Source organism: Paenibacillus cellulositrophicus, assembly GCF_009363095.1.
In the GTDB taxonomy this organism is placed as follows: Bacteria; Bacillota; Bacilli; order Paenibacillales; family Paenibacillaceae; genus Paenibacillus_AQ; species Paenibacillus_AQ favisporus.
This window is the reverse complement of record NZ_CP045295.1, coordinates 2,239,565-2,264,700: the sequence shown is the minus strand read 5'-3', so window position 1 is coordinate 2,264,700 and position 25,136 is coordinate 2,239,565. Positions and strand designations below refer to the sequence as shown.

The 25,136-nt window shown below is 54.8% G+C and carries 20 protein-coding genes, 14 tRNA genes and 1 rRNA gene; 28 read left to right on the top strand and 7 right to left on the bottom strand.

Features of this window, described 5'->3' with window-relative positions; translation table 11 throughout:
* Positions 1-140 precede the first annotated feature (140 nt).
* The 18 genes from rrf to GCU45_RS10270 all read left to right on the top strand — a co-directional run bounded on the left by rrf (position 141) and on the right by GCU45_RS10270 (position 5,338).
* Positions 141-257, top strand: a 5S ribosomal RNA gene (gene rrf / locus GCU45_RS10355).
* A 78-nt stretch (positions 258-335) separates the two neighbouring features.
* Positions 336-411 (top strand) — tRNA-Asn (locus GCU45_RS10350).
* A gap of 60 nt (positions 412-471) precedes the next feature.
* A tRNA-Glu gene (locus tag GCU45_RS10345) sits at positions 472-543 on the top strand.
* Positions 544-596: 53 nt separating this feature from the next.
* Positions 597-672: transfer RNA gene (locus GCU45_RS10340), tRNA-Val, on the top strand.
* A gap of 83 nt (positions 673-755) precedes the next feature.
* Positions 756-829 (top strand) — tRNA-Met (locus tag GCU45_RS10335).
* 33 nt (positions 830-862) lie between these two features.
* Positions 863-939 (top strand) — tRNA-Asp (locus tag GCU45_RS10330).
* Positions 940-1,138: 199 nt separating this feature from the next.
* A tRNA-Thr gene (locus GCU45_RS10325) sits at positions 1,139-1,211 on the top strand.
* An 8-nt stretch (positions 1,212-1,219) separates the two neighbouring features.
* Positions 1,220-1,295: transfer RNA gene (locus tag GCU45_RS10320), tRNA-His, on the top strand.
* Positions 1,296-1,303: 8 nt separating this feature from the next.
* Positions 1,304-1,378 (top strand) — tRNA-Gln (locus tag GCU45_RS10315).
* A 4-nt stretch (positions 1,379-1,382) separates the two neighbouring features.
* Positions 1,383-1,458 (top strand) — tRNA-Lys (locus GCU45_RS10310).
* A gap of 18 nt (positions 1,459-1,476) precedes the next feature.
* Positions 1,477-1,560 (top strand) — tRNA-Leu (locus GCU45_RS10305).
* Positions 1,561-1,571: 11 nt separating this feature from the next.
* Positions 1,572-1,646, top strand: a tRNA-Gly gene (locus tag GCU45_RS10300).
* Between the two features lie 3 nt (positions 1,647-1,649).
* A tRNA-Arg gene (locus tag GCU45_RS10295) sits at positions 1,650-1,726 on the top strand.
* Between the two features lie 23 nt (positions 1,727-1,749).
* Positions 1,750-1,823, top strand: a tRNA-Pro gene (locus GCU45_RS10290).
* A gap of 63 nt (positions 1,824-1,886) precedes the next feature.
* Positions 1,887-1,960, top strand: a tRNA-Gly gene (locus GCU45_RS10285).
* 242 nt (positions 1,961-2,202) lie between these two features.
* On the top strand, positions 2,203-2,865 hold the full coding sequence (locus GCU45_RS10280; protein ID WP_152398860.1) for an S-layer homology domain-containing protein: 663 nt from the start codon (positions 2,203-2,205) through the stop codon (positions 2,863-2,865).
* A gap of 385 nt (positions 2,866-3,250) precedes the next feature.
* Positions 3,251-3,694 carry a MarR family winged helix-turn-helix transcriptional regulator gene (locus GCU45_RS10275; protein ID WP_105445110.1) on the top strand — a complete coding sequence of 148 codons (444 nt, stop codon included), beginning with the start codon at positions 3,251-3,253 and terminating at the stop codon, positions 3,692-3,694.
* A 15-nt stretch (positions 3,695-3,709) separates the two neighbouring features.
* Complete coding sequence (locus tag GCU45_RS10270) at positions 3,710-5,338, top strand: MDR family MFS transporter (protein ID WP_152398859.1); 1,629 nt, start codon at positions 3,710-3,712, stop codon at positions 5,336-5,338.
* Positions 5,339-5,449: 111 nt separating this feature from the next.
* Here GCU45_RS10270 and GCU45_RS10265 read toward each other — a convergent pair whose 3' ends face one another.
* Positions 5,450-6,601 (bottom strand): phosphodiester glycosidase family protein, encoded by a 1,152-nt coding sequence (locus tag GCU45_RS10265; protein WP_152398858.1) that lies wholly within the window; start codon positions 6,599-6,601, stop codon positions 5,450-5,452.
* Between the two features lie 229 nt (positions 6,602-6,830).
* Positions 6,831-7,607 (bottom strand): ABC transporter ATP-binding protein, encoded by a 777-nt coding sequence (locus GCU45_RS10260; RefSeq protein WP_152398857.1) that lies wholly within the window; start codon positions 7,605-7,607, stop codon positions 6,831-6,833.
* A gap of 342 nt (positions 7,608-7,949) precedes the next feature.
* Here GCU45_RS10260 and GCU45_RS10255 point away from each other — a divergent pair, with 342 nt between their 5' ends.
* A complete protein-coding gene (locus tag GCU45_RS10255; RefSeq protein WP_076177062.1) occupies positions 7,950-8,414 on the top strand; it encodes an acyl-CoA thioesterase in 465 nt (154 codons plus the stop codon).
* Between the two features lie 71 nt (positions 8,415-8,485).
* The gene (gene rnhA / locus GCU45_RS10250; protein WP_152398856.1) at positions 8,486-9,154 is read left to right on the top strand and encodes a ribonuclease H; all 669 of its coding nucleotides are present in this window, start codon (positions 8,486-8,488) and stop codon (positions 9,152-9,154) included.
* Between the two features lie 284 nt (positions 9,155-9,438).
* On the opposite strand, the gene GCU45_RS10245 is transcribed toward rnhA, so the two are convergent.
* Positions 9,439-11,424, bottom strand: a complete 1,986-nt coding sequence (locus GCU45_RS10245; RefSeq protein WP_152398855.1) for an alpha-amylase family protein — start codon at positions 11,422-11,424, stop codon at positions 9,439-9,441.
* A 220-nt stretch (positions 11,425-11,644) separates the two neighbouring features.
* Here GCU45_RS10245 and GCU45_RS10240 point away from each other — a divergent pair, with 220 nt between their 5' ends.
* From GCU45_RS10240 to GCU45_RS10220, 5 genes are all read left to right on the top strand, one after another.
* Positions 11,645-12,514 (top strand): AraC family transcriptional regulator, encoded by an 870-nt coding sequence (locus GCU45_RS10240; RefSeq protein ID WP_152398854.1) that lies wholly within the window; start codon positions 11,645-11,647, stop codon positions 12,512-12,514.
* A 136-nt stretch (positions 12,515-12,650) separates the two neighbouring features.
* Complete coding sequence (thyX, locus tag GCU45_RS10235) at positions 12,651-13,361, top strand: FAD-dependent thymidylate synthase (protein ID WP_152398853.1); 711 nt, start codon at positions 12,651-12,653, stop codon at positions 13,359-13,361.
* A 94-nt stretch (positions 13,362-13,455) separates the two neighbouring features.
* A complete protein-coding gene (locus GCU45_RS10230; protein ID WP_152398852.1) occupies positions 13,456-14,436 on the top strand; it encodes a Gfo/Idh/MocA family protein in 981 nt (326 codons plus the stop codon).
* A gap of 213 nt (positions 14,437-14,649) precedes the next feature.
* Positions 14,650-15,663, top strand: a complete 1,014-nt coding sequence (locus tag GCU45_RS10225; RefSeq protein ID WP_152398851.1) for a helix-turn-helix transcriptional regulator — start codon at positions 14,650-14,652, stop codon at positions 15,661-15,663.
* A 185-nt stretch (positions 15,664-15,848) separates the two neighbouring features.
* The gene (locus GCU45_RS10220) at positions 15,849-16,643 is read left to right on the top strand and encodes an SDR family NAD(P)-dependent oxidoreductase (protein WP_152398850.1); all 795 of its coding nucleotides are present in this window, start codon (positions 15,849-15,851) and stop codon (positions 16,641-16,643) included.
* A gap of 103 nt (positions 16,644-16,746) precedes the next feature.
* Here the strand turns inward: GCU45_RS10220 and GCU45_RS10215 are convergent, their stop codons facing one another.
* Positions 16,747-17,493 (bottom strand): YqcI/YcgG family protein, encoded by a 747-nt coding sequence (locus tag GCU45_RS10215; RefSeq protein WP_152398849.1) that lies wholly within the window; start codon positions 17,491-17,493, stop codon positions 16,747-16,749.
* A 195-nt stretch (positions 17,494-17,688) separates the two neighbouring features.
* Here GCU45_RS10215 and GCU45_RS10210 point away from each other — a divergent pair, with 195 nt between their 5' ends.
* A complete protein-coding gene (locus GCU45_RS10210) occupies positions 17,689-18,504 on the top strand; it encodes an AraC family transcriptional regulator (RefSeq protein WP_152398848.1) in 816 nt (271 codons plus the stop codon).
* A gap of 106 nt (positions 18,505-18,610) precedes the next feature.
* Here GCU45_RS10210 and GCU45_RS10205 read toward each other — a convergent pair whose 3' ends face one another.
* From GCU45_RS10205 to GCU45_RS10195, 3 genes are all read right to left on the bottom strand, one after another.
* The gene (locus GCU45_RS10205) at positions 18,611-19,198 is read right to left on the bottom strand and encodes a histidine phosphatase family protein (RefSeq protein ID WP_152398847.1); all 588 of its coding nucleotides are present in this window, start codon (positions 19,196-19,198) and stop codon (positions 18,611-18,613) included.
* A gap of 63 nt (positions 19,199-19,261) precedes the next feature.
* Entirely contained in the window at positions 19,262-20,674 is a 1,413-nt protein-coding gene (locus tag GCU45_RS10200; protein ID WP_152398846.1) for an MBL fold metallo-hydrolase, read from the bottom strand.
* Positions 20,675-20,710: 36 nt separating this feature from the next.
* Positions 20,711-22,126 carry an FAD-dependent oxidoreductase gene (locus GCU45_RS10195; protein ID WP_152398845.1) on the bottom strand — a complete coding sequence of 472 codons (1,416 nt, stop codon included), beginning with the start codon at positions 22,124-22,126 and terminating at the stop codon, positions 20,711-20,713.
* Between the two features lie 361 nt (positions 22,127-22,487).
* On the opposite strand from GCU45_RS10195, the gene GCU45_RS10190 reads away from it, so the two are divergent.
* The gene (locus GCU45_RS10190; RefSeq protein WP_244364610.1) at positions 22,488-24,092 is read left to right on the top strand and encodes an extracellular solute-binding protein; all 1,605 of its coding nucleotides are present in this window, start codon (positions 22,488-22,490) and stop codon (positions 24,090-24,092) included.
* A 70-nt stretch (positions 24,093-24,162) separates the two neighbouring features.
* Entirely contained in the window at positions 24,163-25,128 is a 966-nt protein-coding gene (locus tag GCU45_RS10185) for an ABC transporter permease (RefSeq protein WP_152398843.1), read from the top strand.
* Positions 25,129-25,136 lie beyond the last annotated feature (8 nt).

Here is a 25,136-nt window from a genome sequence, read left to right as displayed (position 1 = left end):
GCAGATTCGTTTCGTATCTAGTTTTCAGGGAGTCAAAATTGCCGATTTCACTCCAAGCGGGTGAGAGAAGCGTGCATGACTTTCAGCATTTGGCGATGCTGAAACCTGAATTATGCATTTGGTTATTAACCAATGCTCCGTTTGGTGGCGATAGCGGAGGGGTTCCACGCGTACCCATCCCGAACACGACCGTTAAGCCCTCCAGCGCCGATGGTACTTGGACCGAAGGGTCCTGGGAGAGTAGGACGTTGCCAAGCGGAAAACCACTTTTGTGGTATTTTTTTTGGCCTTGATGGTCACCTACATATGACAAAACTGGTTGATTGTAACAACGTTCCCTGATAGCTCAGTTGGTAGAGCACTCGACTGTTAATCGAGTTGTCACAGGTTCGAGTCCTGTTCGGGGAGCCACTTTTAAAAAACGTCTAAGGATGTTTTGTTGCAGAAAACAGAATTAGACTTTATATATATGGCCCGTTGGTCAAGGGGTTAAGACACCTCCCTTTCACGGAGGTAACATGGGTTCGAATCCCATACGGGTCACTTTCTTTAATAGCATCAGGGATGAGAATCCCCTATAAGTTTCAAAAGATTATGGAGGCTTAGCTCAGCTGGGAGAGCATCTGCCTTACAAGCAGAGGGTCGGGGGTTCGATCCCCTCAGCCTCCACCATTATCCCCAAAAAGTGAACAGAAACCTTCGTACTTAATTCCGAATACTTTTCGGGGGCCCCAATAACAAAATACTATTAATGACGCGGGGTGGAGCAGTCCGGTAGCTCGTCGGGCTCATAACCCGAAGGTCGTAGGTTCAAATCCTGCCCCCGCAATTATCTCCTTAAGATGGAGATCCCAAAGGCCGTGGAACCGTGGTGTAGAGGCCTAACATGCCTGCCTGTCACGCAGGAGATCGCGGGTTCGAATCCCGTCGGTTCCGCCATTTTAAATTGCTTCAGGGATGAGAATCCGAAATACGGGTTCGTCGAAGCATCCACTTCGTTAGCATTGCATCGCAGTCTCGAACGAAGAGAGAGTATCCCGTCGGTTCCGCCATTTTAAATTGCTTCAGACGGAATCCAAATGGTTATTTGCTTTCGCGATAGATGGTTATCGCTTAGAAAATATTCAAATATTCATGCGCCGGTGTAGCTCAATTGGTAGAGCAACTGACTTGTAATCAGTAGGTTGGGGGTTCAAGTCCTCTCGCCGGCATGTTTATGGCGGTCGTGGCGAAGGGGTTAACGCACCGGATTGTGGCTCCGGCATTCGTGGGTTCAAGTCCCATCGATCGCCCCATTAATTGTTGGGGATTAGCCAAGCGGTAAGGCAACGGACTTTGACTCCGTCATGCATAGGTTCGAATCCTATATCCCCAGCCAGTGAGAGCCATTAGCTCAGTTGGTAGAGCACCTGACTTTTAATCAGGGTGTCGAAGGTTCGAGTCCTTCATGGCTCACCAGTTTTATTTACAGGTTTTGCGCGTGTGGCGGAATTGGCAGACGCACTAGACTTAGGATCTAGCGTCTTTGACGTGGGGGTTCAAGTCCCTCCACGCGCACCACTTTGTTTGATGCGGACGTGGCTCAGCGGTAGAGCATCGCCTTGCCAAGGCGAGGGTCGCGGGTTCGATTCCCGTCGTCCGCTCCATATGCGCCCTTAGCTCAGCTGGATAGAGCGTTTGACTACGAATCAAAAGGTCAGGAGTTCGAATCTCTTAGGGCGCGCCATTTAACTGTTTTACAATAGATATCGGGATGTAGCTCAGCTTGGTAGAGCACCTGGTTTGGGACCAGGGGGTCGCATGTTCGAATCGTGTCATCCCGATACGCATGCACGGCTTCGTGTAAGTCTTGATCTTTCTGCACTCAAGGCTTGCACGGAGAATTTGCGGGTGTAGTTCAATGGTAGAACTTCAGCCTTCCAAGCTGATAGCGTGGGTTCGATTCCCATCACCCGCTCCATACATACAACATAACGCCGAAAGGCGTTTTTTTGTTTAGAGCGGTTGTGTGGGAGAGAACCCACGCAGCGTGGGAACGACCGTCCGTGCCGGCTACACTGAAGGAACCCCATCAGGACGCGCGTCAACATCCACCTCTGTGGCGGGACTAATCCGAAGATTTTCCCATGGTGCAACCTTCCATATTTTCTTTGCGTCTGTAGGAAAGACAAGACCAAATTTTCCCGAAGAAGGTGTGGCTAGATGAAGAAGAAACATGTTGTATCAGGAAGTGTTGCAGCCCTGGCGTTATCCCTGGCGATCGGCGGGTCCGTGTTCGCGGCAGGAGAGGGCTTTACGGATTTGGCGGGAGTCGCCGGTGCCGATAAAATCGCTGCGCTCCAGCAGCAGAAGCTGCTGAAGGGCGACAGTGAAACGGCTTTCCGGCCGCAGGCACATCTGACAAACGCGGAAGGCGTTCAGCTGCTGGCAAACTTGCTGGCTGACGTGCCGGTCACGAAGGCAGCCGAGGGAAGCGAAACCGCAGCCCTGACAAACGTGAAGACAGGCGCTTGGTTTGCTCCAGCTTTTCTTACGGTTACGAACCATGGCATCGCCCTTCCGGCTGATATTGAGCCTAGTCAAGGCATGACTCGTGAAGCTTTCACACAATATTTGATCGAGACGGTGGAAAAGAAGGGCAACCTGCCGATGATCAATTTGGTACCTAAAGACATCGCGGATGACAGCAAAATGACTCCTGAGTATCAAGGGGCTATTCAGCGGGCACTCTCCTGGGGGATTGCCGACCTGGACAGCAGCGGCAACTTCCGTCCCCAAGATCAAGTGACCCGGTCTGAAGCAGCGGTAATGGTGTACAACGCGCTTGAATTTTTGAAAACGCACAATTACCCTAAGCCGGAATAAAAGAGTCGGAAACGGTCTCTGTTGTCAAACGGAAACGAGATCCGTCGATGATACACAGCTGAAAGGCACGACGAATATCGACAAAAAAGTCACCCTCGCAAAGGGTGGCTTTTTTTGTTGAGAAGACGCTTTTTAGAAAAATAGGAGCCAATCGAGAAAGGGGGGAACCTCTTTTTTTCTGCTATAAAAAAAGGACAAGTCTCCCTAAAACCGCCTCTTGACTATCCGGCTGCGGAGGGGTAATATTACTTAAGTATTTAATGATTAAGTTACTAATTGATTAAAAATTTATCTATTAAAAAATAATTAATTAGTGTCCTAATGTAACTGCGGCAATACGACGCGGATGGTCACAGATCCATACCACGCCAAGGAGGTCAACCGTTTGTCCAGAAATGAACAATTGTTTGAAGTGGCCGCGATGTTCCGGTCGCTGCTGAAAAGTATGTCCCATGAATGGAACAAAAACAGCGCCAAGCAGTATAATCTGACTTTTCCCCAGTTTCAGGTATTGTATGCATTGAAGCTCCGGGGCCCACAGAAGGTATCCGAACTGGCCGAAATGCTTGGCCTGACGTCTCCCGCCATAACGAGTTTGACGGATAAGCTCCTTGCTTCGGGTTATGTAAACCGGGAAAGGGCGGAGAACGACCGGAGGGTCGTGTATACCTCCATTACAGAGAAAGGCATGTCCACAATCGGGCAAATCGTTGAGGACCAGCAAGAAATCATTACGGTGTTCTTTGAAATGTTGTCCGAAGAGGATGTACAGCATTTGAGAAGGATCTTCTCATTAATGCTTTTGAATATAGATCATCATGAAGCATAGAGGTGAAAGAGGTACATGGAGCATTTAACGCTGAAGCGTAAAGTAACCATCATGATCGCGATTATGGCGGCGATGTTTTTTGCGGCCATTAACCAGACGATCACAAGCACGGCGATGCCGCGCATTATCGCGATCCTGGATGGTATGGATTACTATACATGGACGATTAATATTTATTTGTTAACTTCGACGATTGCGACGATTCTGGTCGGTAAATTGTCGGATATGTTTGGACGCAAGCCGTTCATTCTGATCGGTATCCTATTTTTCATGTTAGGCGCGTTCTTAACCGGTACTTCGGATAATGTGTACCAGTTCATCATTTATCGCGGGATTCAGGGTATTGGCGCTGGTATCATCCAATCGACGGCCTTTACAGCGGTAGGGGATTTGTTCCCTCCGCGCGAACGCGGCAAATGGATGGGCCTCATGACGGCGGTGTTCGGTTTCTCCAGTGTCCTGGGACCGACGCTTGGCGGTTATCTGGTGGATCATATCGACTGGCACTGGCTGTTCTGGATCTTCCTGCCGCTTGGCATTGTCGCTTTTATTATGATTCTGACGCTGTTTCCGAAAGTGGACCGCAAGCACGGACAGAGCGTCGATTACGTAGGTTCTTTGTTCCTGACGACGACGATCGTTCCGCTGCTTCTCGCCTTTTCCTGGGCAGGTACCGAGTACGAGTGGGGCTCTTGGCAGATTCTTAGTCTCCTTGGAGCAACCGTTGTATCTGCACTCATTTTTATTTATGTGGAAACCTTGGTGAAGGAACCGATTCTCCCGTTGCATTTGTTTAAAAACGGCGTGGTGACGGTCTCGAACTTGATCGGCTTTATTATGAACTTTGGCCTGATGGGAGCCATGATTTATATTTCCTTCTACGTGCAGGGCGTGCTGGCTATTTCTCCGACTTATGCGGGTTACGTCACGCTTCCGATGTCGCTGTGTATGGTCATCACCAGTGCCATTACCGGTCAATTGATCGCCAAAATCGGGAAATACAAGCGCTTTGCCCTGATCGGGATGCCGGTTATGATTATTGGCATGGGCCTGATGATCTTTATGGATAACATCGCGATGACGATCGTCAGCACGATCATTTTCGGTATTGGCCTGGGCCTCGGGATGCCGGTCTTCTCGCTGGCAACGCAAAATGCGGTGTCGCATAAGGAACTCGGTGTCGTTACCGCATCGACGCAGCTGTTCCGTAACCTTGGAGGTACGATCGGTATCGCTGTGATGGGTACGGTGATGTCGAACAGTTTGACGAAACATTTGAAAGAAGCGCTGCAGTCGCCGAGCGCTCCGGACTTCAGTTCCCTGGATCCGAAGACGGCACAAGGCCTGCTCGCCTTCGCCAATCCGCAGACACTCATGAACAAGCCACTGGTCGAAAAGACGGAAGCGAGCCTGCCTGAGCAAGCCAGAGCACTGTTCGTGCAAATGATCGACAGCATCCGGCACGCGCTGGGTGATACGCTATCTACCGTGTTCCTTACAGGTACGCTGGTGCTTGTGGTGGCTCTGATCCTCGTGTTCTTCTTGAAAGAACTGCCGCTTCGTTCCACCAACCAGACACCGGAAGCGAACGCCCCGTCGGGGAATGCGAACGTGAAGCCGGGCAAGGCAGTAACGGCCGAATAATTCCGTTATTGACGGTATCATAGATCGATAACATTGCTGAATATGAAAAGCCTGGGCGAAATGAATTCGCTCCAGGCTTTTTTCGATAGGCAGGACAGGCTGCCCCGCGTTTTATTGAAATTTCACGACAAGCGCATTGCTGATTTTCCGGCCGGGAGTGGTCAGGTACTTGCCGTTATAGTACAAACCGCTGGAAGCCCCGCCATCCAGGTTCATGGCCTGGTAGGCTCCGGCCTTCTTCATGATTTCCGCCAGCTGGGGAATGGTAGCTCCCCCGGTGGTCAGCAGGATCAGCCGGTGATCCCGGGTCAGGCCGAGCGCGCTGCGGGCCCCTCCACCGGTAAGAATCTTTGGATCTTTAAAGCCTTCCTTCTTCACGTTCAGCGAAACTTTGCCGTTCACCAGCAGCCGCGGCCCGGCCTGAAGGCCGCCTTCGATCCAGCCCTGCTCAAAGGCTTGGCCAAAATCAGGACCGGCGATGATCCGCGCCAAGTGGTTGGCGTCATAAGCGAAGATCGAACGCTTGTCGCCGGGACTTGGCATCTTGACGGTGCCATGGCTCACGATATAGCCGTATGGAGCCTTGTAGGCGCCGCTGGTATAAGCGTCAAAAAAGGTGCCGTTGACGGCTACCTTTGCACCGCTGCGCTTGGCGATGCTGGAGAGGTCTTCGACCTTGCCGGGGGTATTCCCGGCGAGTACGACATCCAGCTGAATCTTTGGATGCAGCAGGTCGATCGTCACCGTCTGGGCGGAAAACGATCTGCCGCCAACTTTATACGTTTGGCGTGCGCTCACGATCGGGTTTTTCAGGGCTTGTCCCACGTTTCGGGTAACGTAGGGGAGGTAGTGTACCACTCCTTCCCTGGTCAGCTTGACGGCTGCATCGTCCTTCTGCCAACTGGCTTCAACGCCGAGCTTGCTGACGATGAGCGACAGCGGTACATAAACCGAGCCGTTCTCGCGGAACGGGGCGGCGGCAAGAGCGAGGCTAGCGCCGTCGAAATCGGCGGACTTCTGCGCGAGGTGAAGCGTCAGACGGTGGTTGCCCTGGAAAATGTCGAGCTGCTTGGAGGCGTCGTTCCACTGGGTGGTCACGCCGTCGAATTCGCTCAGGGAGCGGACCGGCAGGAAAGAATAGCCGGTTTTTGCATCGACGATCACGACGTTTTTGACGGCCGAAGCGGCGGAAGCAGGCGCGGATGGCGCAAGGCACACCCAGGTGAGGCACATGATGAGTACTGCGGTTAACCATTTTTTCATGCTGCAAAAATATCCCCTTTGTCTCGAAATATAAACCAATGTTCAGGAAATCATTTCCTTACTAGTATATCGGCTTACAGAGCGGGAACTTTGAGCCGGATGTCATAAGGTTTATTCGCTAAACTATGCTGGGCGAAGCCGGACAAGCTCTTGAGGGTGCAAGCATAAAAAAGGAGGAGCTTCGATCAACGAAGCCTTCCTTTTGCGATCCGCCTTGTAGTCGCAGCGCCTATTCCGCTACGCGCACGTATACCCGGTCTCCGTGACGGTCGACCTCCACCGGGGATTCGAACAGGTCGCTGAGCGTGTCCGCGGTCAACACGTCCTCGGTCCGACCGCTGCAGACCGCCTCGCCGCGTCTCATCAGCAGCACGTGGCTAAACGCCGGCAAAATTTCCTCCGTGTGGTGTGTAACGTAAATGAGCGTCGGCGCGTCCGGCTGCAGGGTCAGCTCCCGGATGCTGTCCAGCAGCTTTTCCCGTGAAAACAGATCCAGCCCGTTGCACGGCTCGTCCAGAATCAGTATGCGTGGCTCGGCCATCAGCGCGCGGGCAATGAGCAGCTTCTGCTTCTCGCCCTGTGAGCAGGTGCGGTATTCGCGGTCCCACAAATGGCCGCAGTTCATCGTTTCCATCAACTCGCGGGCACGGTCGTAGTCCTCATCGCTCGTTTTGTCGTACAGGCCCACCGTGGCGTGCTTGCCGCTGACGACGATGTTCTGGGTGCGGTCCGATCCGTACAGACGCTCCTGAAAGGAGTTGCTGACCCAGCCGATCGATTTGCGCAGCTCGCGCAGGTCCACTTCCCCGAAGCGGTGTCCCAGCACGCTGACCGAGCCCTCGGATGGCCAAATATAACCGTTGACGATGTTCAGCAGCGTCGTTTTGCCCGAGCCGTTCAGGCCCAGCAGCGCCCAATTCTCGCCGGGTTTCACCTGCCAGCTTACATTTTTCATTAACGTATGCTGCCCGCTTCTCCACGTAATGTTCTCGATATCGATGATCATCAGGTTCCCTCTCTCTCTTGATCCGCAGTCGGATACATGCTGTTCTTCACATGTTAAAACAAATCACGATCCTGTCAATACCTGAGCCGTAGAAACGGCAGAGGATAACGTCCCTAGGATGCTCTGATCACTGGCCCGTCTGACGATTTCCTTAAATCATACGACGCGGGGAAAAGGGCTGTCGCCGCGATAATTGCTGAACGGGGGAAGCATTTTTTGCTATAATGGGCATCAGACAGCCGGTAATCGGGGCCAGATCCGGCCAAGCCGTCAAGCCGATGGGGATCTCATGTGCTTGTACGGCAGGCAGGGGAACAGCGGGTCCGTAAAGGAGACATTTTCATGAAAAGGGAAAGCTTTATTCAGCCGGATGCTGCAGGCTGGCTGCAAAAGTTTCATTTTTCAATCCCGATCAAGGTGCGCTACTGCGAGACGGATATGCTTGGACATGTGAATAACGTCAGCTATTTTATGTATTTTGAACAGGGCAGAATCGAATACTTCGAGCAGCTCGGGCTGTTTGCCGACTTGTTCGGTGAGGAGAAAGTGATGGTGGTTGCCGACCTCGAGTGCCAATATCTCGCCCAGATGTACCGCAGCGATCCGGTGCAGCTCCATGTGCGGGTGGCGTCGATCGGACGCTCCTCCCTAGACATTGAGTATGCCGTCGTCGCTTCAGGAGCACTGAAGGCGGCCGGACGCGGCGCGGTCGTGCTGATCGAAACGAAGAGCGGGAAGAGCACTCCGCTGCCGGAGGAAATCAAGGAAGCCATCCGGGCGTTCGAAGGAACGGGTCTGGCGCAATAGCCGTCTGCTTGGAAGAACGTCACTGTAGATGGGTAAAAAGATGCAGAAGCAGATAGGAGCAAATGCTAGTTATGGCAAAGCAAAAATTTTACGTCGTCTGGGAAGGGCATAAGCCGGGAATCTATACGTCTTGGCCCGAATGCCAGGCTCAGGTGAACGGGTATACGGACGCCAAATACAAGTCCTACGAATCGCGCGCGGAGGCGGAAGCGGCTTATGCGGGCGGATGGAAGAAAAACTGGGGTAAAGCCAAGGCGTCGGGCTCAGCCGGAGGTTATGCAGCAAAGGCAGCAAAATCCGGCAAGCCGTCTGTGTCGGCAACTTCGATGGAAGAAATTGATTACGACAGCATCTCGGTGGATGTCGGTACGCGCGGCAATCCAGGCCCGGTCGAGTACAAAGGCGTCGATACGCGGACCGGGGAAATACTGTTCTATGTCGGGCCGGTTGAAAATGGAACGAACAACCTGGGCGAATTTATCGCGATCGTCCATGCGCTGGCGTATTTGAAGCAGAAGGGTAGCAAGAAGACCATTTACACCGACTCGAAGACGGCGCTGGCCTGGGTGCGCAACAAGAAACCGGCGACGACGCTGGCCCGTACCGAGAAGACGCGGAAGATTTGGGAGCTGACGGACCGCGCCGTGCAGTGGCTGCACGAGAACAAGTACGAGAACAAAATCGTGAAGTGGAAGACCGAGGAATGGGGCGAGATCAAGGCGGATTTCGGCCGGAAATAAGGCTAAAAAAGCCCGGAGCAGCTGAGAAGCGCTCCGGGCTTTTTGTTTTGCGAGTGAGCAAGGGTTTAGGCGAAAGCATAAGCATGTAGTTCGACACCGCTTGTATTTTTGCGTAAGTATGTGTTTACGCGTATCTGTACTGTGCTTATTCGTGAGCATAGGGTTACGCGTAAGCCTGTATGTCTGAGTATGCGTGTGTGATTGCGAGTACGCTTGCGCTTGAGAGAAGCACGTGTTTGTGAGATGGGGGCGTGTATCTCGGGTAGAGACAGGCTGCCGTCCTGTTAGTCCCCTTCCGGCTGGCCGTATTCCAGAACGACCATTTGGTGGCACTGCCACTCCGGCAGCTCATACGTGACGAGGCTGTTCTGCTGCCGGAAATCGATGGGCGTCATCTGCGGCGCCAGGTATACGCCGGTGACTGGCTCGGAAATCCGCAGCTCCGCGGATGTACCGCGGATCGGGAGCAGGTCCTCGATCACTTCAATGTTACGACCGCGCTTCACCGGCGAGGCGTACAGCGAATGATGAACATAACGCTTCCGGTCCGGCTGATGCTGAACCGTTGTTACGCCCTGCGCGGGAAGGTTCGTACGCAGCGTCTTCGCCGGCAGCAGACGGTTCAACGCGTATAGGACGGTTTCCTTTAAAACGAGGCTTCCCTTGGAAGCATAATCTTCGAACACGTTCCAGGCGATATAAATTCCGTTCGCATGCTCCACCATGCCCGGCCCGCCGTACTCTCCGCTGTTCGGTGTATGCTGGTGGGAGCAGAACGTGAACGCGTCGCGGTTAAAATACGGATTTTCCCGCTTGCCAAGCTCGGTTCCGCCCTCGGCAAGCGTCACTTTCTGCCCCTCCGAATAGAAAATAAACGCCGATTCCTGCAGGCTCGCCAGCGGATGCTGCGGATGGTAGTAGTCCGGACGGAACGGATTGACGCCGGCGTGGCGAACGCCCAAGTCGAGGGCGAATCCGCTGCCGTCCGGCTTCAGGCCCGATTCGCCGGTAGCGAGGATGCGCCCGCCGCCGGCCAAAAAGCTGTCCAGCTTGGCCAAGATCGCATCGTTGACCCGGATCCGGTCGGGCAGGATCAGGACGGCATACGGGCTGAAGTCGGCTTCCAGGTCGACGACGTCGAATAGGATATGCCCTTCCAGCAGCATGCGCACCGCGCCGGCGTCCGGATCGCCGGTGAAGCTGTCGTGGCCGCCGGTCGCCTGATGGGTGCCGGCCGCTTCCACCGACAGGAGCGCTACGTCGGCGACGTTGACGGCGTCACGGCACCACGCTTCCTTGGCTTCGACTTCGGCATAGGCCGCGCCGATCAGCCGGTAGGTGGCTTCATCCATCGCGCCCAGCGGATGCAGCTGGTCCCCGATGGAGCAGGCGGCGCCGTTCGCCAGGCTGAGCGCGGCTTCATACCGCAGGGCGTTCGGGTGCTTATAGCCGCCGAATTCGCCCCAGGTGGTATGAAACTTGCCGGTCATGCCCAGGAACGGCATGCCCAGCGTCTGGGCGTAGCGGGCGGACAGCGGGAAGTGGTCGTAGCCCCAGCCCCCGGTCGGCAGCGACTCCAGCTCGAGATGCGAGTTCATGTGCGCAAGGTCGCGGCGTCCGCGGCGGATGTGGCCGCCGTTATGGAAGATCGGCAGCCCCGGTTTGTGCCGGTGCACCGTTTCTTTAACGCGGCTGGTATAATTGGCGTAAGTTTGCTCCCAGAGCGGGCGCATGGCGCTTTTGTCCCGCGGGTCGATCCCCTGTTCGCGGGCGGCCGCTACGCAGGTGGCGCAGTAGCACTCCCGGACCCCGACGATGTCCAGAAAGATGCCGTCGGCATCATAGCGCTGCGCGACCTCTTCAATCTGGGACAGCAGAATGTCCAGATAAGGCGTATTCAGGCAGAGCTGGTGGTATCCCGGCGTGAACAGGTCGCCTTCGCGGCTGAAGCGCTCGCGGATGAGCCATTCGGGATGCTGCACGGCGAGCCGCTCGTCAAGGCCGGCGGACAGGTAGACAGGAGTCCGTACCCCGATCTCGTGGGCGGCATCAATCATGGCACCGAGCAGGTCGAAGGACAGTCCCGGATGCGTGACGTTCGCCTCGGAGGGATGGTATGCCCATCCGTGATGGCATTTGGAAAAAACGGTGATCGAATCGACATGGCCAAGCTTCAGCGCCTGCTGAAACTGTTCCTTGCTGAAGCGGGTGCCGATGGGATGAATCGCTTCGGACGTATGAAAGTCTAGATGAACCTGGCGCATACGCATGGTATATGTTCCTCCATTCAATAAGCAGGGATTTAAAACGGCTTTGCACATACCCCTAAGGTAAAGGAAAATTGGTACCGCTTCCATGCGGGATAGCGACTTTGTTCTGTCCGATATCGACTTTTGAAAAATGACCGGATCAGCATATTATGCTAGGATGAATTTAATGATGAGGAAGATCTGTCACGATATCGACTTGAGCAGGAGGTAGAGGAAGCCCATGAAATGCCTCGAGCTGGCGATTCCGCCGCTGCCGTCGCTTCTGACCGTCGGGCGCGCCGTATGGGCGCCTGGAAGCCGGCATCAGACCCGCAGCTTTGAAGCCTACGATCTGATTCTGGTCAAAAAGGGCGCCATGTATATGCGGGAAGACGATACCGAATATGTCATTCAGGACGGCCAGCTGCTGCTGCTCGAGCCGGGACGTACCCATTCGGGCACTCAGGCTTGCTCGGAGCCGACGGCGGTGTATTGGGTGCACTTCCGGCACCCGGAGCCCCTGCGCCGGATGGAGGCGGAGGATATTCCCTGGTCGGCGGTGCTCCCTCAAGGGCAGGACAGCGACGAGCATCCGGCAGAGCAAACGATGTATCTGCCCAAATTCGGCGATGCTCCTTTTCACCTGCTCCAGCCTTTGCTGGACCGGATGGTGGAGTTGCATCGCGGTTTTGCCGTGGAGCAGTCCTTGAAGCTGCAGGTGCTGTTCTGCGACCTGCTGGAGCTGCTGCAGGCGGATTTGGGGCGCAGGCCGGGCTCGCGATCGGCTGCTCTCGCCCGGGAGACGGTCAGCTATCTGCAGCGCAGCTGGAATGAGCCTTTTCGCTCGGAGGAGCTTGAGGAGGCGCTGCATTTTCAGTTCGACCACATCACCCGCTGCCTGAAAAAGTATACGGGCATGACGCCCCTTCAGTATGTGCAGCATTTGCGGATCAGCCAGGCGATGGTTCTGCTGGAGCAGACGTCGCTGACGGTGCAGGAGGTGGCGGAGCAGGTCGGCATTCCGAGCGCGAGCTTTTTCGGTAGGCTGTTCCGGGACCGTACGGGGATTTCCCCGGGGCAGTACCGCCAGCGGCGGCAGAGCCATTTATAGAGACCGGCGGGCGGACAGGATTGGAGCCGGGAAGGCTTTCTTTGACCGCATGGCGAAATAGAACAGAGGACCTCTTTTCGAAAATATAACCTCGGAAGAGTGCCGCACTGCTGTAGAATGAACTAAGGAGGACGGTATGTCGACCATCGAAGTGCTGGATCAGGGCTATGTTCGTTTAGTGAATCATATGGGATCGGACTTAACTGTCGTGAATGCGGCCCGTGTCTCTTATGCCAAGCAGTCGCTGGAGTTGAACGAACGGGACGTGCGGCTTATCAAGTTCCTTGCCCGCGAAGGCCATACGTCGCCTTTTCGCCATGCCATCGTTCAGTTTGAGGTCTATGCCCCATTAATGGTGGCCAGACAATGGTGGAAATACGTGGTCGGATCCGCCCATTATGAGGGAACCGGCGACAGCTTGGAGGCGTGGAACGAATCAAGCCGGCGATACATAACAGAGGACCCTGCATTTTATATCCCCAAGGCAGGCGAGTGGAGGCTCCAACCGGAAAACTCCAAGCAGGGCAGCGGCGGAGTGGTGGATTGGGAGCTTGGCGTGAAGCATACCCAAGAGCTGATGGGTTATGTGGAACTGGGCATTTCCAAGTACGAAGCCGCCCTGGCGGACGGCATTTGCGCGGAACAGGCCCGGTTGTTCCTTCCCGCTTACGGGATGTATGTACGCTGGTACTGGACGGCATCGGTCCAATCCGTCGCTCACTTCCTGTCTCAACGGCTGGAGCATGATGCGCAAAAAGAAATCCAGGAGTACGCGAAAGCGGTGCTCGAGCTGATCAAACCGTTATTTCCCGTTTCACTGGGGGAGCTTCTTGGAAATGAGGAATAGCCAGTTCGATGCAAGCGGAAAACTGGAAAGTCATGAAATCACCCATGACTAACAGTCTATCATTCGTAATCTAACTTTGAGGAGGAATAATCACATGCCGAAAACGATCCAATGGGGTATTTTGGGAACGGGCTGGATTGCGTCACAGTTTACGAAGGATCTTGCTTTTGCGGAAAATGGGGTGGCAGCGGCCGTAGGCTCCAGAACGATGGACAGCGCTTCGCGCTTCGCCGCTGACTATGGAATCGGGAAAGCATACGGCAGCTACGAAGAGCTGGCAAACGATCCGGACATTGACGCGATCTATGTCGCGACGCCGCATCCTGCACATAAGGAAAACGTCCTGCTGTGTTTGAAGGCGGGCAAAGCGGTATTGTGCGAAAAGCCTTTTACGGTGAACGCGGGCGAACTGGAGGAGGCTGTATCTTATGCCAAGGAGAACAAGGTTTTTCTGATGGAAGGAATGTGGACAAGATTTCTTCCGGTTATCCGCAAAGTGAGGGAATGGCTGGATGAAGGGCGGATTGGGGACGTTCAGCTCGTCAAAGCGGATTTTGGATTCCGTGCCGGCGTCAATCCGGAAGGTAGACTGTTCAATCCGAGCCTTGGGGGCGGGGCGCTGCTGGATGCCGGGATTTACCCCGTGTCTTTTGCATCAATGATCTTTGGGGCTGAACCGGAGGAAGTGTTGAGTACCGCTCAGATCGGCAGTACCGGCGTGGACGAGCAGTTCTCTCTCCTGCTCTCCTATGGCCCAGGCAAAACCGCACAGCTGAACGGGGCCATACGCCTGAATATGGACAATGAAGCATGCATTTACGGCACGGAAGGGTATATTCGCATTCCTTCCTTTTTGAACGCGACCAGAGCTGCGTTATATGTCAACGGCAGTGAAGAGATTTTTGAAGATGACCGGACATCGCTCGGGTATGCGTTTGAAGCCGAGGAAGTGGCAAAATGTCTGGCGGAGGGGCGGACCGAAAGCTCGGTCATTCCGCTTGAAGAGTCGGTGGCGATTATGAAGCTGCTCGACCGGATCCGAGGTCAATGGGGACTCCGTTATCCGTTTGAGTAATGTTCCGATATTTAAATTTCAAGGAGGCCTGCTGCCATCCAGGAGCAGGTCTTTTGGTGTCTACGGAAAGCCTAGACTGGGGCCTGTCGAAGATCTGTCACTTTTTGCTGGTTTCAGAGCGATAAGGACAGGTACTATAATAGCTGTACATCCATGACGAAGGTCGCCTATCCGATTACAACGAATGCGACTTACTTAAAGGAGGCCGCAGCTATGAGCTCCTATATTTCTGAACGCATAAAAATTCCGCCGGGACTGTGGGCAGGATTCCGTCAACTCGGGATTGCCCCGCATGACGTCGTCCGCAGCGCAGGACTCCCGCTTACGATCATTGCAGAACCCGAGGTCACCACGGCCCAATATTTCGCCATTTGGCAGGCTTATTCCGAGCTGGCCGGCGACGTCGCCCAAGGCATCATCCAGCTGGCGACCGTGTTTGAAACGGCGAAATACCCGCCGACCGTTTTGGCGACGTATCATGCCCGTGATTACCGTGACGCACTGTACCGGATGGCCCGGTACAAGCAAATGTGTCCCCCCGAGAGCCTGCACATCACCGAGGAGGGAGAGCACTGCACCATCGAGCTGGGCTGGCTGCATCCCGGGGAGTCCGGCCCGCCGGTGCTGGTTGGCATCACGCTGGCATGCCTCATGGAGCTTGGGCGCCGGGGGACAGGGCAGCCTGTGCAAGCACGGTCCGTTGAATTTATGCAGCCAATGGGTGATATCCAGACCCTTGAAAGTTATTTCGGCTGCCGGATCCAGGTAGGTGCGACACGCAACCGGCTGACGCTGCACCGGAGAGATCTGGATCGGCCTTTTCTATCGTACAACGAAGAGCTGCTGGACATTCTGACTCCCGCGCTGGACCGGTCGCTTGATGAGCAGCAGCGCAGCCGCACGTTCCCCGAGACGGTCAAATGGATTCTGAAGCGCAGCCTCACGGCAGGGCGTCCCGACATCCAGGCTGTCGCCAGAGAGCTCGGGATGAGCGACCGTACCTTGCAGCGCCGGCTTACAGAGGAGAACACCAGCTTCAAGCACCTGCTGACGCAAGCCAGACATGAGCAGGCGCGGGAATATTTGGCGGACCCTTCGCTTGATATTAAAGAGGTCGCTTTCCTGGTTGGATACGAAGACCAGAATTCGTTCTACCGGGCCTTCCGGCTTTGGGAAGGAAATACGCCATCCCATTGGCGTGCTGAACATGTAAGTACGAACTCGTGAGCAGAAGGACAGCGAGCAGAGCCCGATTTTCGATAGATTTCCAAACCTCGGATTGCTTCGGCTTGTCGGGATATTCTGTTATTTTATTGGCGTGTATAGCAAGAACGTTGGCGCTGCACACTAGTTACTGAACCCTCCTGGTCAGGTATTATTATCTCTATCCGGAGTAAAAGGAGTTTTTTGTTATGGATATGGGATTACACAATAAGACAGCGTTAGTTACAGGATCTACGAAAGGGATCGGAAAGGCCATTGCCATCGAGCTGGCCAAAGAAGGCGTTCATGTACTCATTAACGGCCGAAACGATGCAGAGGTAGAACAAACGGTGAATGAAATCAAGGCGAACTTCCCGGCGACCTCTCCCCAGAAGGCTACGGCCGATCTTGTAGATAAAGGGCAAAGAGAAGCTTTATTTGACAAGTTCCCCGAGGTTGATATCTTGGTGAACAACATGGGAATCTATGAGATCATGCCATATGAGAACGTTGACGACGAAGTATGGGAAACCTACTTCCGCACGAATGTTCTTGCTGCCAATGGGCTGACCAAATTCTATCTGCCTACCATGCTGAAGCAGGATTATGGGCGGGTTCTCTTTATTGCGAGCGAGGAAGCGTTGATGCCTTCGGGACAAATGCCTCAGTATGCCGTGACCAAGTCGATGCTGTTATCTCTGTCGAAGAGCTTGTCCAAATTGACGAAAGGCACCGAAGTTACCGTGAATACGATCATGCCGGGACCGACCCTCTCTGAAAATGTGCAGCAAATCATTGAGGGGATGTACGCTGACGAGGATTTGACCTTCTCGGAAAAAGAGAAGAGGTTTATGGCGGCAGGCCTGCCCCAATCCGAAATTCAGCGGTTTATCCGGCCGTTTGAAATCGGCAGATTGGCTGCTTTTGTATGCAGTCCTTATGCATCTGCCTTCAAAGGCGCTCCGATCCGCATGGATGGGGGAATGGTGCCGACAATTTTTTAATCGATGTTGTTGTGAAAAAGAACCTTGGGCGGGATCCCGAGGTTCTTTTTGGTATTTCGCCGCCCGCACGGGCATCTGCTGCTTAATCGAGAGCCAAACCGTTCTATTTCCCTGCCCGCTCTGTTATTGCCCGATGGAAGGGGCATCCGGCTGGCGAGGTGTCGTCATCCCGCAGAAAATACTGCTTGTATTCAAGATTCCCCTGCGATCCGTAAGACTTTAATTCCGGATGGGCCGGCGCGGTGTCGTATGCGGCAAGGCGTGCACGGATCCGGGGAGCGATTTCAGCCGCTTTTTCAGGATAGGCGTTCCACTGCTCCAACACCCAGCGCGGCGTCAAAGCCAGCATGAAATAGGGGAAGCTTCGGCTCTGACGGGATGTATGTGCCGGGGTGCCGCAGTAGACGAAATACCGCTCGCCATCGTAACAGAACTCCCACAGCGCCTGTTCCGGGTCTTCCGGAATGTCCTCCGGCCACGGCGTACGATCCAAACGGCTGACCTGGTTCAGTAAGTTCCAGAATGCATTTTCATACGCCAGAACCTCTCTAACGTTCTCCTCCGCCTCGAAAAAAACAACCAGGGAGGAGTAATCCCCGAAAGACCGCGAAGTTCTGCCATACTCGGCAATGATCTGCGCGAGCTCCGGCCCTGCCGAATCATCCCAGGGACTGGGCGCAAAACCGTAACGGAGATGACCGAGCGCAAACGCCCGTGTGGCCGGAATGCAGGGGAACCGGGCTTCCCGGTCCGTCATCTTGGCCGCAAACCGCCGGCAGGCCTCTTTCTTCCAGGCTTCCAGAGGAAGCTTTTCATTTTCGATGTCCGTATACTGCAGCAAAAGCGGCATGAACAGCCCTCCTTTTACCTACAGCATACGCCCAGGGTCAAAAGGGTGACTGTGCAGAAGCCCATGCTTTAGCCCCCTGCCCATCATATTGGTTCTGGGGTCATGGTATGTTTTCGGGCCAAAATAAAGATTGAACGCCCTGCTGCAATCCATTTACAATGAAACTATCTTCCAGGCCAAAGGAACGATGCATAGATGACGACAACAACCTTGTGGAATCAAACGCTGCATCTGGTTTCTCATGCATATTTCGAGCGTAAGGAAAGGTTTGAAATGGATGTGGATTGTTACTCCGTCTGGGTGTTGTTTGCCGTGGAATCGGGCAAATTTTATTACCGGATCGGGGAGGAACGAGGGGAGGCGGGGGCCGGAGACCTGGTGTACTGCCCGCCGGGGTTCACCTTTGAACGGGAGATGGTGTCTCCGCTTGCGCTTCACTACATCGGCTTTGAAATGGTGGGGGAAGAGCGGACGGGGCCCGTCCCGCCGCTGCCGACGTTTTTGTCGCGCCCGCTTGACAACAAACGCCTCGTTTCCAATTTTGCCTATTTGCGAAAGCTGCATTTAGCGACAGAACCGCGGCATGTGCTGCGCAAGGACATGATCATGAACGACATCTGGCAGCTCGCCTGTGAGGTGTGGGAAAGAGAACATCTCCATGATGAGCAGCAGCTGCTGGCCGACTCGGACGATGCGCTGATGAACCGTGCGGCTGAATGGATCTACCAGAACGCGTACACCCCGTTCAGCATGAGGGAGCTGTCGGATTCGCTAAACCTCAGTCCCGTCCAGTTTACGCGCCGGTTCCGGAAGTCGTTCCGGATCGCTCCTTCGGACTTTGTCCGGTCTTTGCGCATCAGTAAAGTGGCCGAGCTGTTGCTGGATACCGATATGACGCTGGACCAGATTGCCACCTGCTGCGGATATGAGAACGGCCTGTATCTAAGCCGGGTGTTCTCCAAAAATATGGGCATGAGCCCATCCAAATACCGCGAGCTGAACCGGCTGTAACCGGTTCTCTGGTGTCTTTGTGTGGGAAGACAGAGCAAGGCGCCGGCTTCCGGTCGATTTCGCATGCCGGTGATGACAGGCGCCCCGCTGTCCGCGTCCCGGTCTGCTAGCTCTCGGTCACTTCCAAATGCTTGATGCAGTCGTAGAGCGAATAGGTCCAGGCAGTGTCATTCAGAACGATGGTCGTCACGGAAGTGTTGCGCAGCTTGACGCCCGTCGACTCATCCTGCATCAGTTCTTTTAAAGTTTGCCCCAGAAAATAGCCGTGCGTGACGGCTAGAATTTTTTGTCCCGGAAATCTGGCTGCCATCTCTTCCACAAAGCTTCGGCCGCGGGCCCGCATCATCTCATCCGTTTCCTGCTCCATGTCCAGCTCGTGCCAACGGGCTCCCCAGCGCTGGACCCTTTCCGCTTCGGTCGTATCGGCGATCTTGCCGCGGTCCATCTCGCGCAGGCGCACATCGTAGAAATCGACCGGCTTCTTGATTTCGGCCGCGATGATGTCGGCCGTCTCCCGGGCGCGCCGCAGGTCGCTGGAAATAAACAGATCCCACGGCTCCCCGGCCAGCCGCTTGGCTACGAGCGCAGCCTGCATTCTTCCGGTTTCGTTCAGCGGATTTTGCGTATGCCCCTGCGCCCTGTTCTCGATATTATGATCGGTTATTCCATGCCTGACAAACGTAATTAATGTCACCGATTTGTCCTCCTAAGCTTTTCTCCGATTGTAATCCAGTCTTACCAGGAATGAATCTAACACTTAACGGTTTATGCCGCTTGCTGCGGCTTCCAGAATGGAAGAGATCGGCACCGTTTCCCCTTTTACCGGAAAATACGGCTTTACGCCCCGGGTGTCCTGCGATTCCGGGAACCGGCTGTGCAGCGTAATGACGGTTTTCGGAGCAATGCTGCCGATCAGGCTGGCGAGCGCCTCGGGATGGGCGTGTCCGCCATTGGACAGGGAATGGCCGGTAATCGCGTAGGCGTTCAGAACCTTGGCTACGGCAGCATGCTCGATTTTGACGCTGTAGTCCGACTGAATAAAATGCGATTGCCCCTGCAGGCCTCCCAGCGTCTCCAATTCAATCATATGCGCAAGGTCCGGAAATTTGAAGAAATACACCATTTCTGGCTTGCGCTCGGCCACTTCTTCCAAAGAGACGGTAGGGTACGGCACCTCAATGCCTTCGGCCATGGTGGCATCGATGACTTGAACAGGGACGTCAAGTGCCGGATGTCCATGGAGCACCCGCACGCCTTCCCGGTTTGCCGTATGCCAGACGGCTGCAAGCGACGCTTCCATCACGATGCTTTTTCCTTGGTCTGCGGTGATCGCGATCATGTCGGCCATCCGCTCTAAATCCCGCGGCGACATCTGCAGATACACCAGCCCTTCCGCTTCGCGAACGATCTCCGCGAACGAGGCAAGCAGCGCCTCCTCCGTGATCTGCAGCGGGACGGTGGAGGGGGCGGATGTAAGGCGCGTCCCTTCCGTAATGAGCACGTCGATCGGTTTGCTCTGGCACAGCCGGATGAAACGGTCGATCTTATCCGGATGCTTACCCTGCCGGCGCCAGTCCCCCGTATACGCAATTCTATGCGTGCCGTCGTCGATGATGATGCCGGATGCGCCGGTCGCATTGTGATCCATCTCGACAACCTGCATCGTAAACTCTCCGAAATCGACCACGGTCAGGTCGTCGCAGGTTGTTATCTTGGCCCCGGTATCCTTGCTGTGCCGGCCCGCCACCATGCCGCGGAACAGGGAATACGAATCATGGCTCATATATACGGGGAGATCCGGATGGGCAAAGGGAAGCAGCGCCATATGGTCCGTATGCATATGTCCAATATAGAGATGAATCCGGTCATAGTTCGGAAATTCCCGGTTTTCCCAGACCCGCCGAACCACGGCCCAATCCAGGCCTTCAATTTGCTGAGCATCGTACAGATCCGGCAGCGGGGCAGTCATGCCGCCCAGCAAAAACTGGCGCAGCTCGCGCCCGGGCGTCGCATTCACCGGTTCAAACAGCGTTACTTGGGTCGGAAACAGCAGGCTGCTGTGCTCGACGCCAAAGTCGAACAATAGCCCCTGTTTTCCTTTGCCGTACAGAACCTGCACACCTCCTGATTTGCCTACTCCGCCCAAAAAAGTCAATTGTGCCTCCTGCAACGTGATCGCCTCCTGTGTGGATATAAGCTCACAATATCATAAACTTGTCGTTCCGCTTGCCTCGCCAACGTCCTCCAGCGAAAGGATGGCGCCATGCTCCCTGAGCTTTTGCCGGATGATCCGGACATCGACATCCTCCGGAGAGAGTTGCTGCTTCACAGCCAGAGCGGCGCCGATGCCCACGCCTTCGCCGACGGCCATGCAGGTGGGCATGACCCGGGAAGAGCCGAAGACGACGGGGTCGACGCTGATGCAGCGGCCGCTGAGCATGAGCCGTTTCACGTCCTTGGCGATCGTCGCCCCGTACGTGATGCCATAAGGGCCGGCCAGCGACCGGATAACGGTCGAGTCGCCTGAACCGCTGTGAATGTCGATAATATACGAGCCGAGCGCGATCGTGTCATCCGGAATGATCCCGTTCACGGCCGCCTCTTCGCGGATCATCTGCTTGCCCATGATCCGCCTCGTTTCACGGATGCCCAGAAACGGGGCAATCGAGGATAAATAAATGTGCTCAAACCCTGGGATGTGCTCGCGCAGCATGTCGATCAGGGGAAGGATCTGCAGATGGGATTCGATCTCGCCGCGGCTTAGCTCCTCGACCTTTGTCCCATCAAAATTCAGGATGCGGATGCAGTTCAGGGCAATGTACCCCTCTCTGGGCAGATTGATATAGATGATCGTATCGCGGCTGATCGGGCATTTGCCTTCCTGCCTGAGCCTGGAAACCGTATTTTTCAAGCCGACGAACACGTGATTTTCGCTGGCCCGCAGAAACTCCGCCGTATAGCCGGGGCGGATCTTCATCGAAGATCCGTGCCGGAGCTCCTCCGGATGATCCCCGAGGAATTCCATGAACCGTTCGAGATCAAAGCCGCCGACGGTAAACATAAGGGTAGGCGGCTGGGTTTCCCCGTTCGCGTACTGCCCTTTCTCAAACGAGGCGCCCGCCATATAAGCGACGTCGCCGTCCCCGGTCGCATCGATGAAGACATCGGCGAATACCTCGATTTCCCGGCCTTTTCCTTTTAAGAGAACGGATTTCAGCTCACCATCCTCCACGTTTGTTCCGATGATTTCGCAGTGCAGCAGGGGCTGTACCCCATACTGCTTGATTTTTTCAAAAATGACGATTTTCATCAAGCTGGGATCGATGACCGTCGTCGAATTGTGCAGCGGGCATTCCCGGTGTCCGAAGGAACCGCCAAGCAGGGTCAAGCGGTCGACGATTTCCTGCGGCAGGCCGCGGGTAACCTGGCGTCCCTGGGCATCCAGGAAGGCCAGCAAAGGCAGTCCAATCGTCATGTTTCCGCCCAGGAAGCCCTGCCTGTCCACGATCATGGTCTGCGCTCCCTCCCGTGCGGCTGCAATGGCTGCCCCGACGCCCCCGGCCCCGCCCCCAAGGACAAGCACCTGTGTCCTGATGACTTCGCGATGCAATTGGCTTTCCATATAACCCCTACTTTCTCATTGGATCTTCGCGGATGAACACGGCCCTTTAAGCCATGCACCGCTTAAGAAGCGTGAATTGGTTTTCATTATACGAGGGGCGAGGATGCATGAACATGCAGTAATCCTTCATTGGGGATGCACTTTGTTTCAGGGATGGGAACGGAGAGGTGACAACATTCGGGATGCTTCTCCAAAACTTGACGTTCCGCCAACAAGGCCCTGACTTTGCTGAAACAAAATACATGTACAGTAAAAGAGCGTGCATGGACTCATCCGAGCGGAGGTTGCTAACATGTGGGTGAAAGCGATCCAACATGTTGTTCATGTCAAAACAAGCCTTGAGGAGGAAACGATCGTGAACATGCGTAACAAACGTGCAGGTTCCATGGCGGCCGTGTTAAGCGCCATCCTGCTGCTGGCGGGCTGTTCCGGGGGCGGCGATTCGAAGGGCGCGTCCGCGGGCTTCCATGAGACGGGGCTGCCGATTGTCGATAAGCCGATATCCCTGACCATTGCCGGTACTTACGATGAACGAACGGGAACGAATTGGAATGAGCTTGAGACGATTAAGGAAATCAACGAAGGGACCAATGTTCAGATTAAGTGGAACCTTAGCCCGGGCACCGATTGGGCGACAAAGCGCAACCTGATTATCGCCAGCGGCGATCTTCCCGACGTGCTGCTGGAGCTCAGCAGTTCGCAGGTCGTGACGGGAGGCGCGGACGGCATGTTTATTCCGCTGGAGGATCTCATCGAGAAATACGCACCGAATTTGACGAATTTTCTGAACAAATACCCGGAAGTACGGCAGGCGATCACAGCTCCGGATGGGCATATTTACTCCCTGCCGATGGCCAACATGTCGGAGTATAAGCATGCCGACGGGAATACGCTGTGGGTGAACAAGGAATGGTTGAAGAAGGCAGGCTTGGAAATGCCGAAGACGACGGAGGAGCTCACGAAGGCACTCGAGGCATTCAAAACGATGGACATGGACGGAGACGGCAATCCGAATAACGAAATTCCGCTGACCGGCGTCTTCGGCGACTCGCAGTATGGGTTCGGCTACCTGTTCGGATCCTTCAATACGATCGACGAAACTTTTATCGTGCAGGATGACAAGGTGGTATTCGTCAGAGCGACGGAGGAGTTCAAAAATACGGTCAAGTACCTGCACTCGCTGTATGAAAAAGGGCTGATCGATCCGGACAGCATGACGCAAAACTCCACCCAGCTGATCGCCAAGGTCTCCTCCGGCAAAAAAGCGTCTGTTGGAGCATTCTTCGCCTGGAGCGCCGACCAGATCACCAATGCGGACTACCGGTGGGATTACGGTTCGCCGATGATCCCGCTCGCCGGGCCGGACGGCTCCCAAATCACCCCGCGCAACAATTTGCAGATGACCCCGGGCATGTTCGTCATCACGAAAGTTAATCCGTACCCCGAGGCGACGATGAGATGGGTCGACCGGGCTTATGAGCCGGAGATGTCCATGAAGCTTCGCGAAGGCCCGAACCGTCTGAAGAAGCTGGCTGACGGCACGTATGACACCATCCCGAATCCGGACAACTATACGGCCGGCGAATGGAAGGTCAAAGAGACGCCTTACAATGACTTCGTCTACGGCTTCTCGCAGGAAATGCGTGACAAGCAGATTCTGCCGAAAGCGGAGCCCGGGCAGCTGGATCCCGATTTTGACGAGTGGTACGAAGCTCTGGTTCCGTACATGAAGCCTTGGGTGTACCCGAATATTATGTTCACGGACGCGCAGTACAAGAGCATCGAGCAGTATCAGACGGATATCAAAACGTACACGGATAAAATGGAAGCCCAATGGATCGCCAAAGGGGGCATCGACGAAGAGTGGAATACGTACCTGGAGACGCTGAACAAAATGGGGCTGAGCGATTATACGAAGGTGTACCAGGACGGTTACGATACGAATAAAGCGAACCTGGCCAAATAGAAAACTGCCCCCAACATCCGTTAGCGAGCTAGTTTCCGGCCCCGCGTAACGTAAAGGACGGTTGATAACGATGAACACCAAAATCGAAAGGACGGCGCTCGCACAGCTGGAGAAGCCTGCGAAACCGAAGGCTGCTTCGCTGTGGCAGCGGGTCATCCGCAACTGGCAGCTCTACGTTTTGCTGCTGCCGCTTTTGCTGCATTTCGCGATTTTTCAGTATGCGCCCATGTACGGTCTTCAGATCGCTTTTAAAAATTTTCGCGCCATTGACGGGATTTGGGGGAGCCCCTGGGTGGGGTTCGAGCATTTCGAGCGTTTCTTCCGGTCCTATCAATTCTGGAATACGCTCAAAAATACGCTGCTGATCAATCTGTACGACCTGGTCTTTGCCCTCCCGATCGCGGTCGTGTTCGCGCTCATGCTGAATCAGGTCGCCCGGCTCCGCTTCAAGAAATGGGTTCAGACCATTACTTACGCCCCGCACTTTATTTCGACCGTCGTATTGGTCGGCATGCTGTACATTTTCTTGAATCCGCGGACAGGGATGATCAACAATTGGATCGACCTCTTCGGCGGGGAACGGATCAATTTTTTCGGCGAAGCGGCCTGGTTCAAACCGATGTACGTCATCTCGGAGATTTGGCAAACGACCGGTTGGAGCGCGATCATCTATTTGGCCGCCTTGACGTCCGTCGATCCGCAGCTGCATGAAGCCGCGATTATGGACGGGGCCAATAAATTTCAAAGGGTGCGGCATATCGACGTGCCCACGATCATGCCTGTCATTATGATCATGCTCATTCTCAAAATGGGGCACTTTGCTTCCCTGGGCTTCTCGAAAGTGCTGCTGATGCAGAACTCCTTGAATATCGATTCGTCGGAAGTGATTCAAACCTATGTGTACAAGACCGGCTTGGTCGGCGCGCAGTACAGCTACTCGGCGGCGATCGGCCTGTTCGACAACCTCATCAATTTTACCCTGCTGCTGACGATGAACCAGCTCGCCAAAAAATTGAAGCAGCAAAGCTTGTTCTAGGAGGGAGC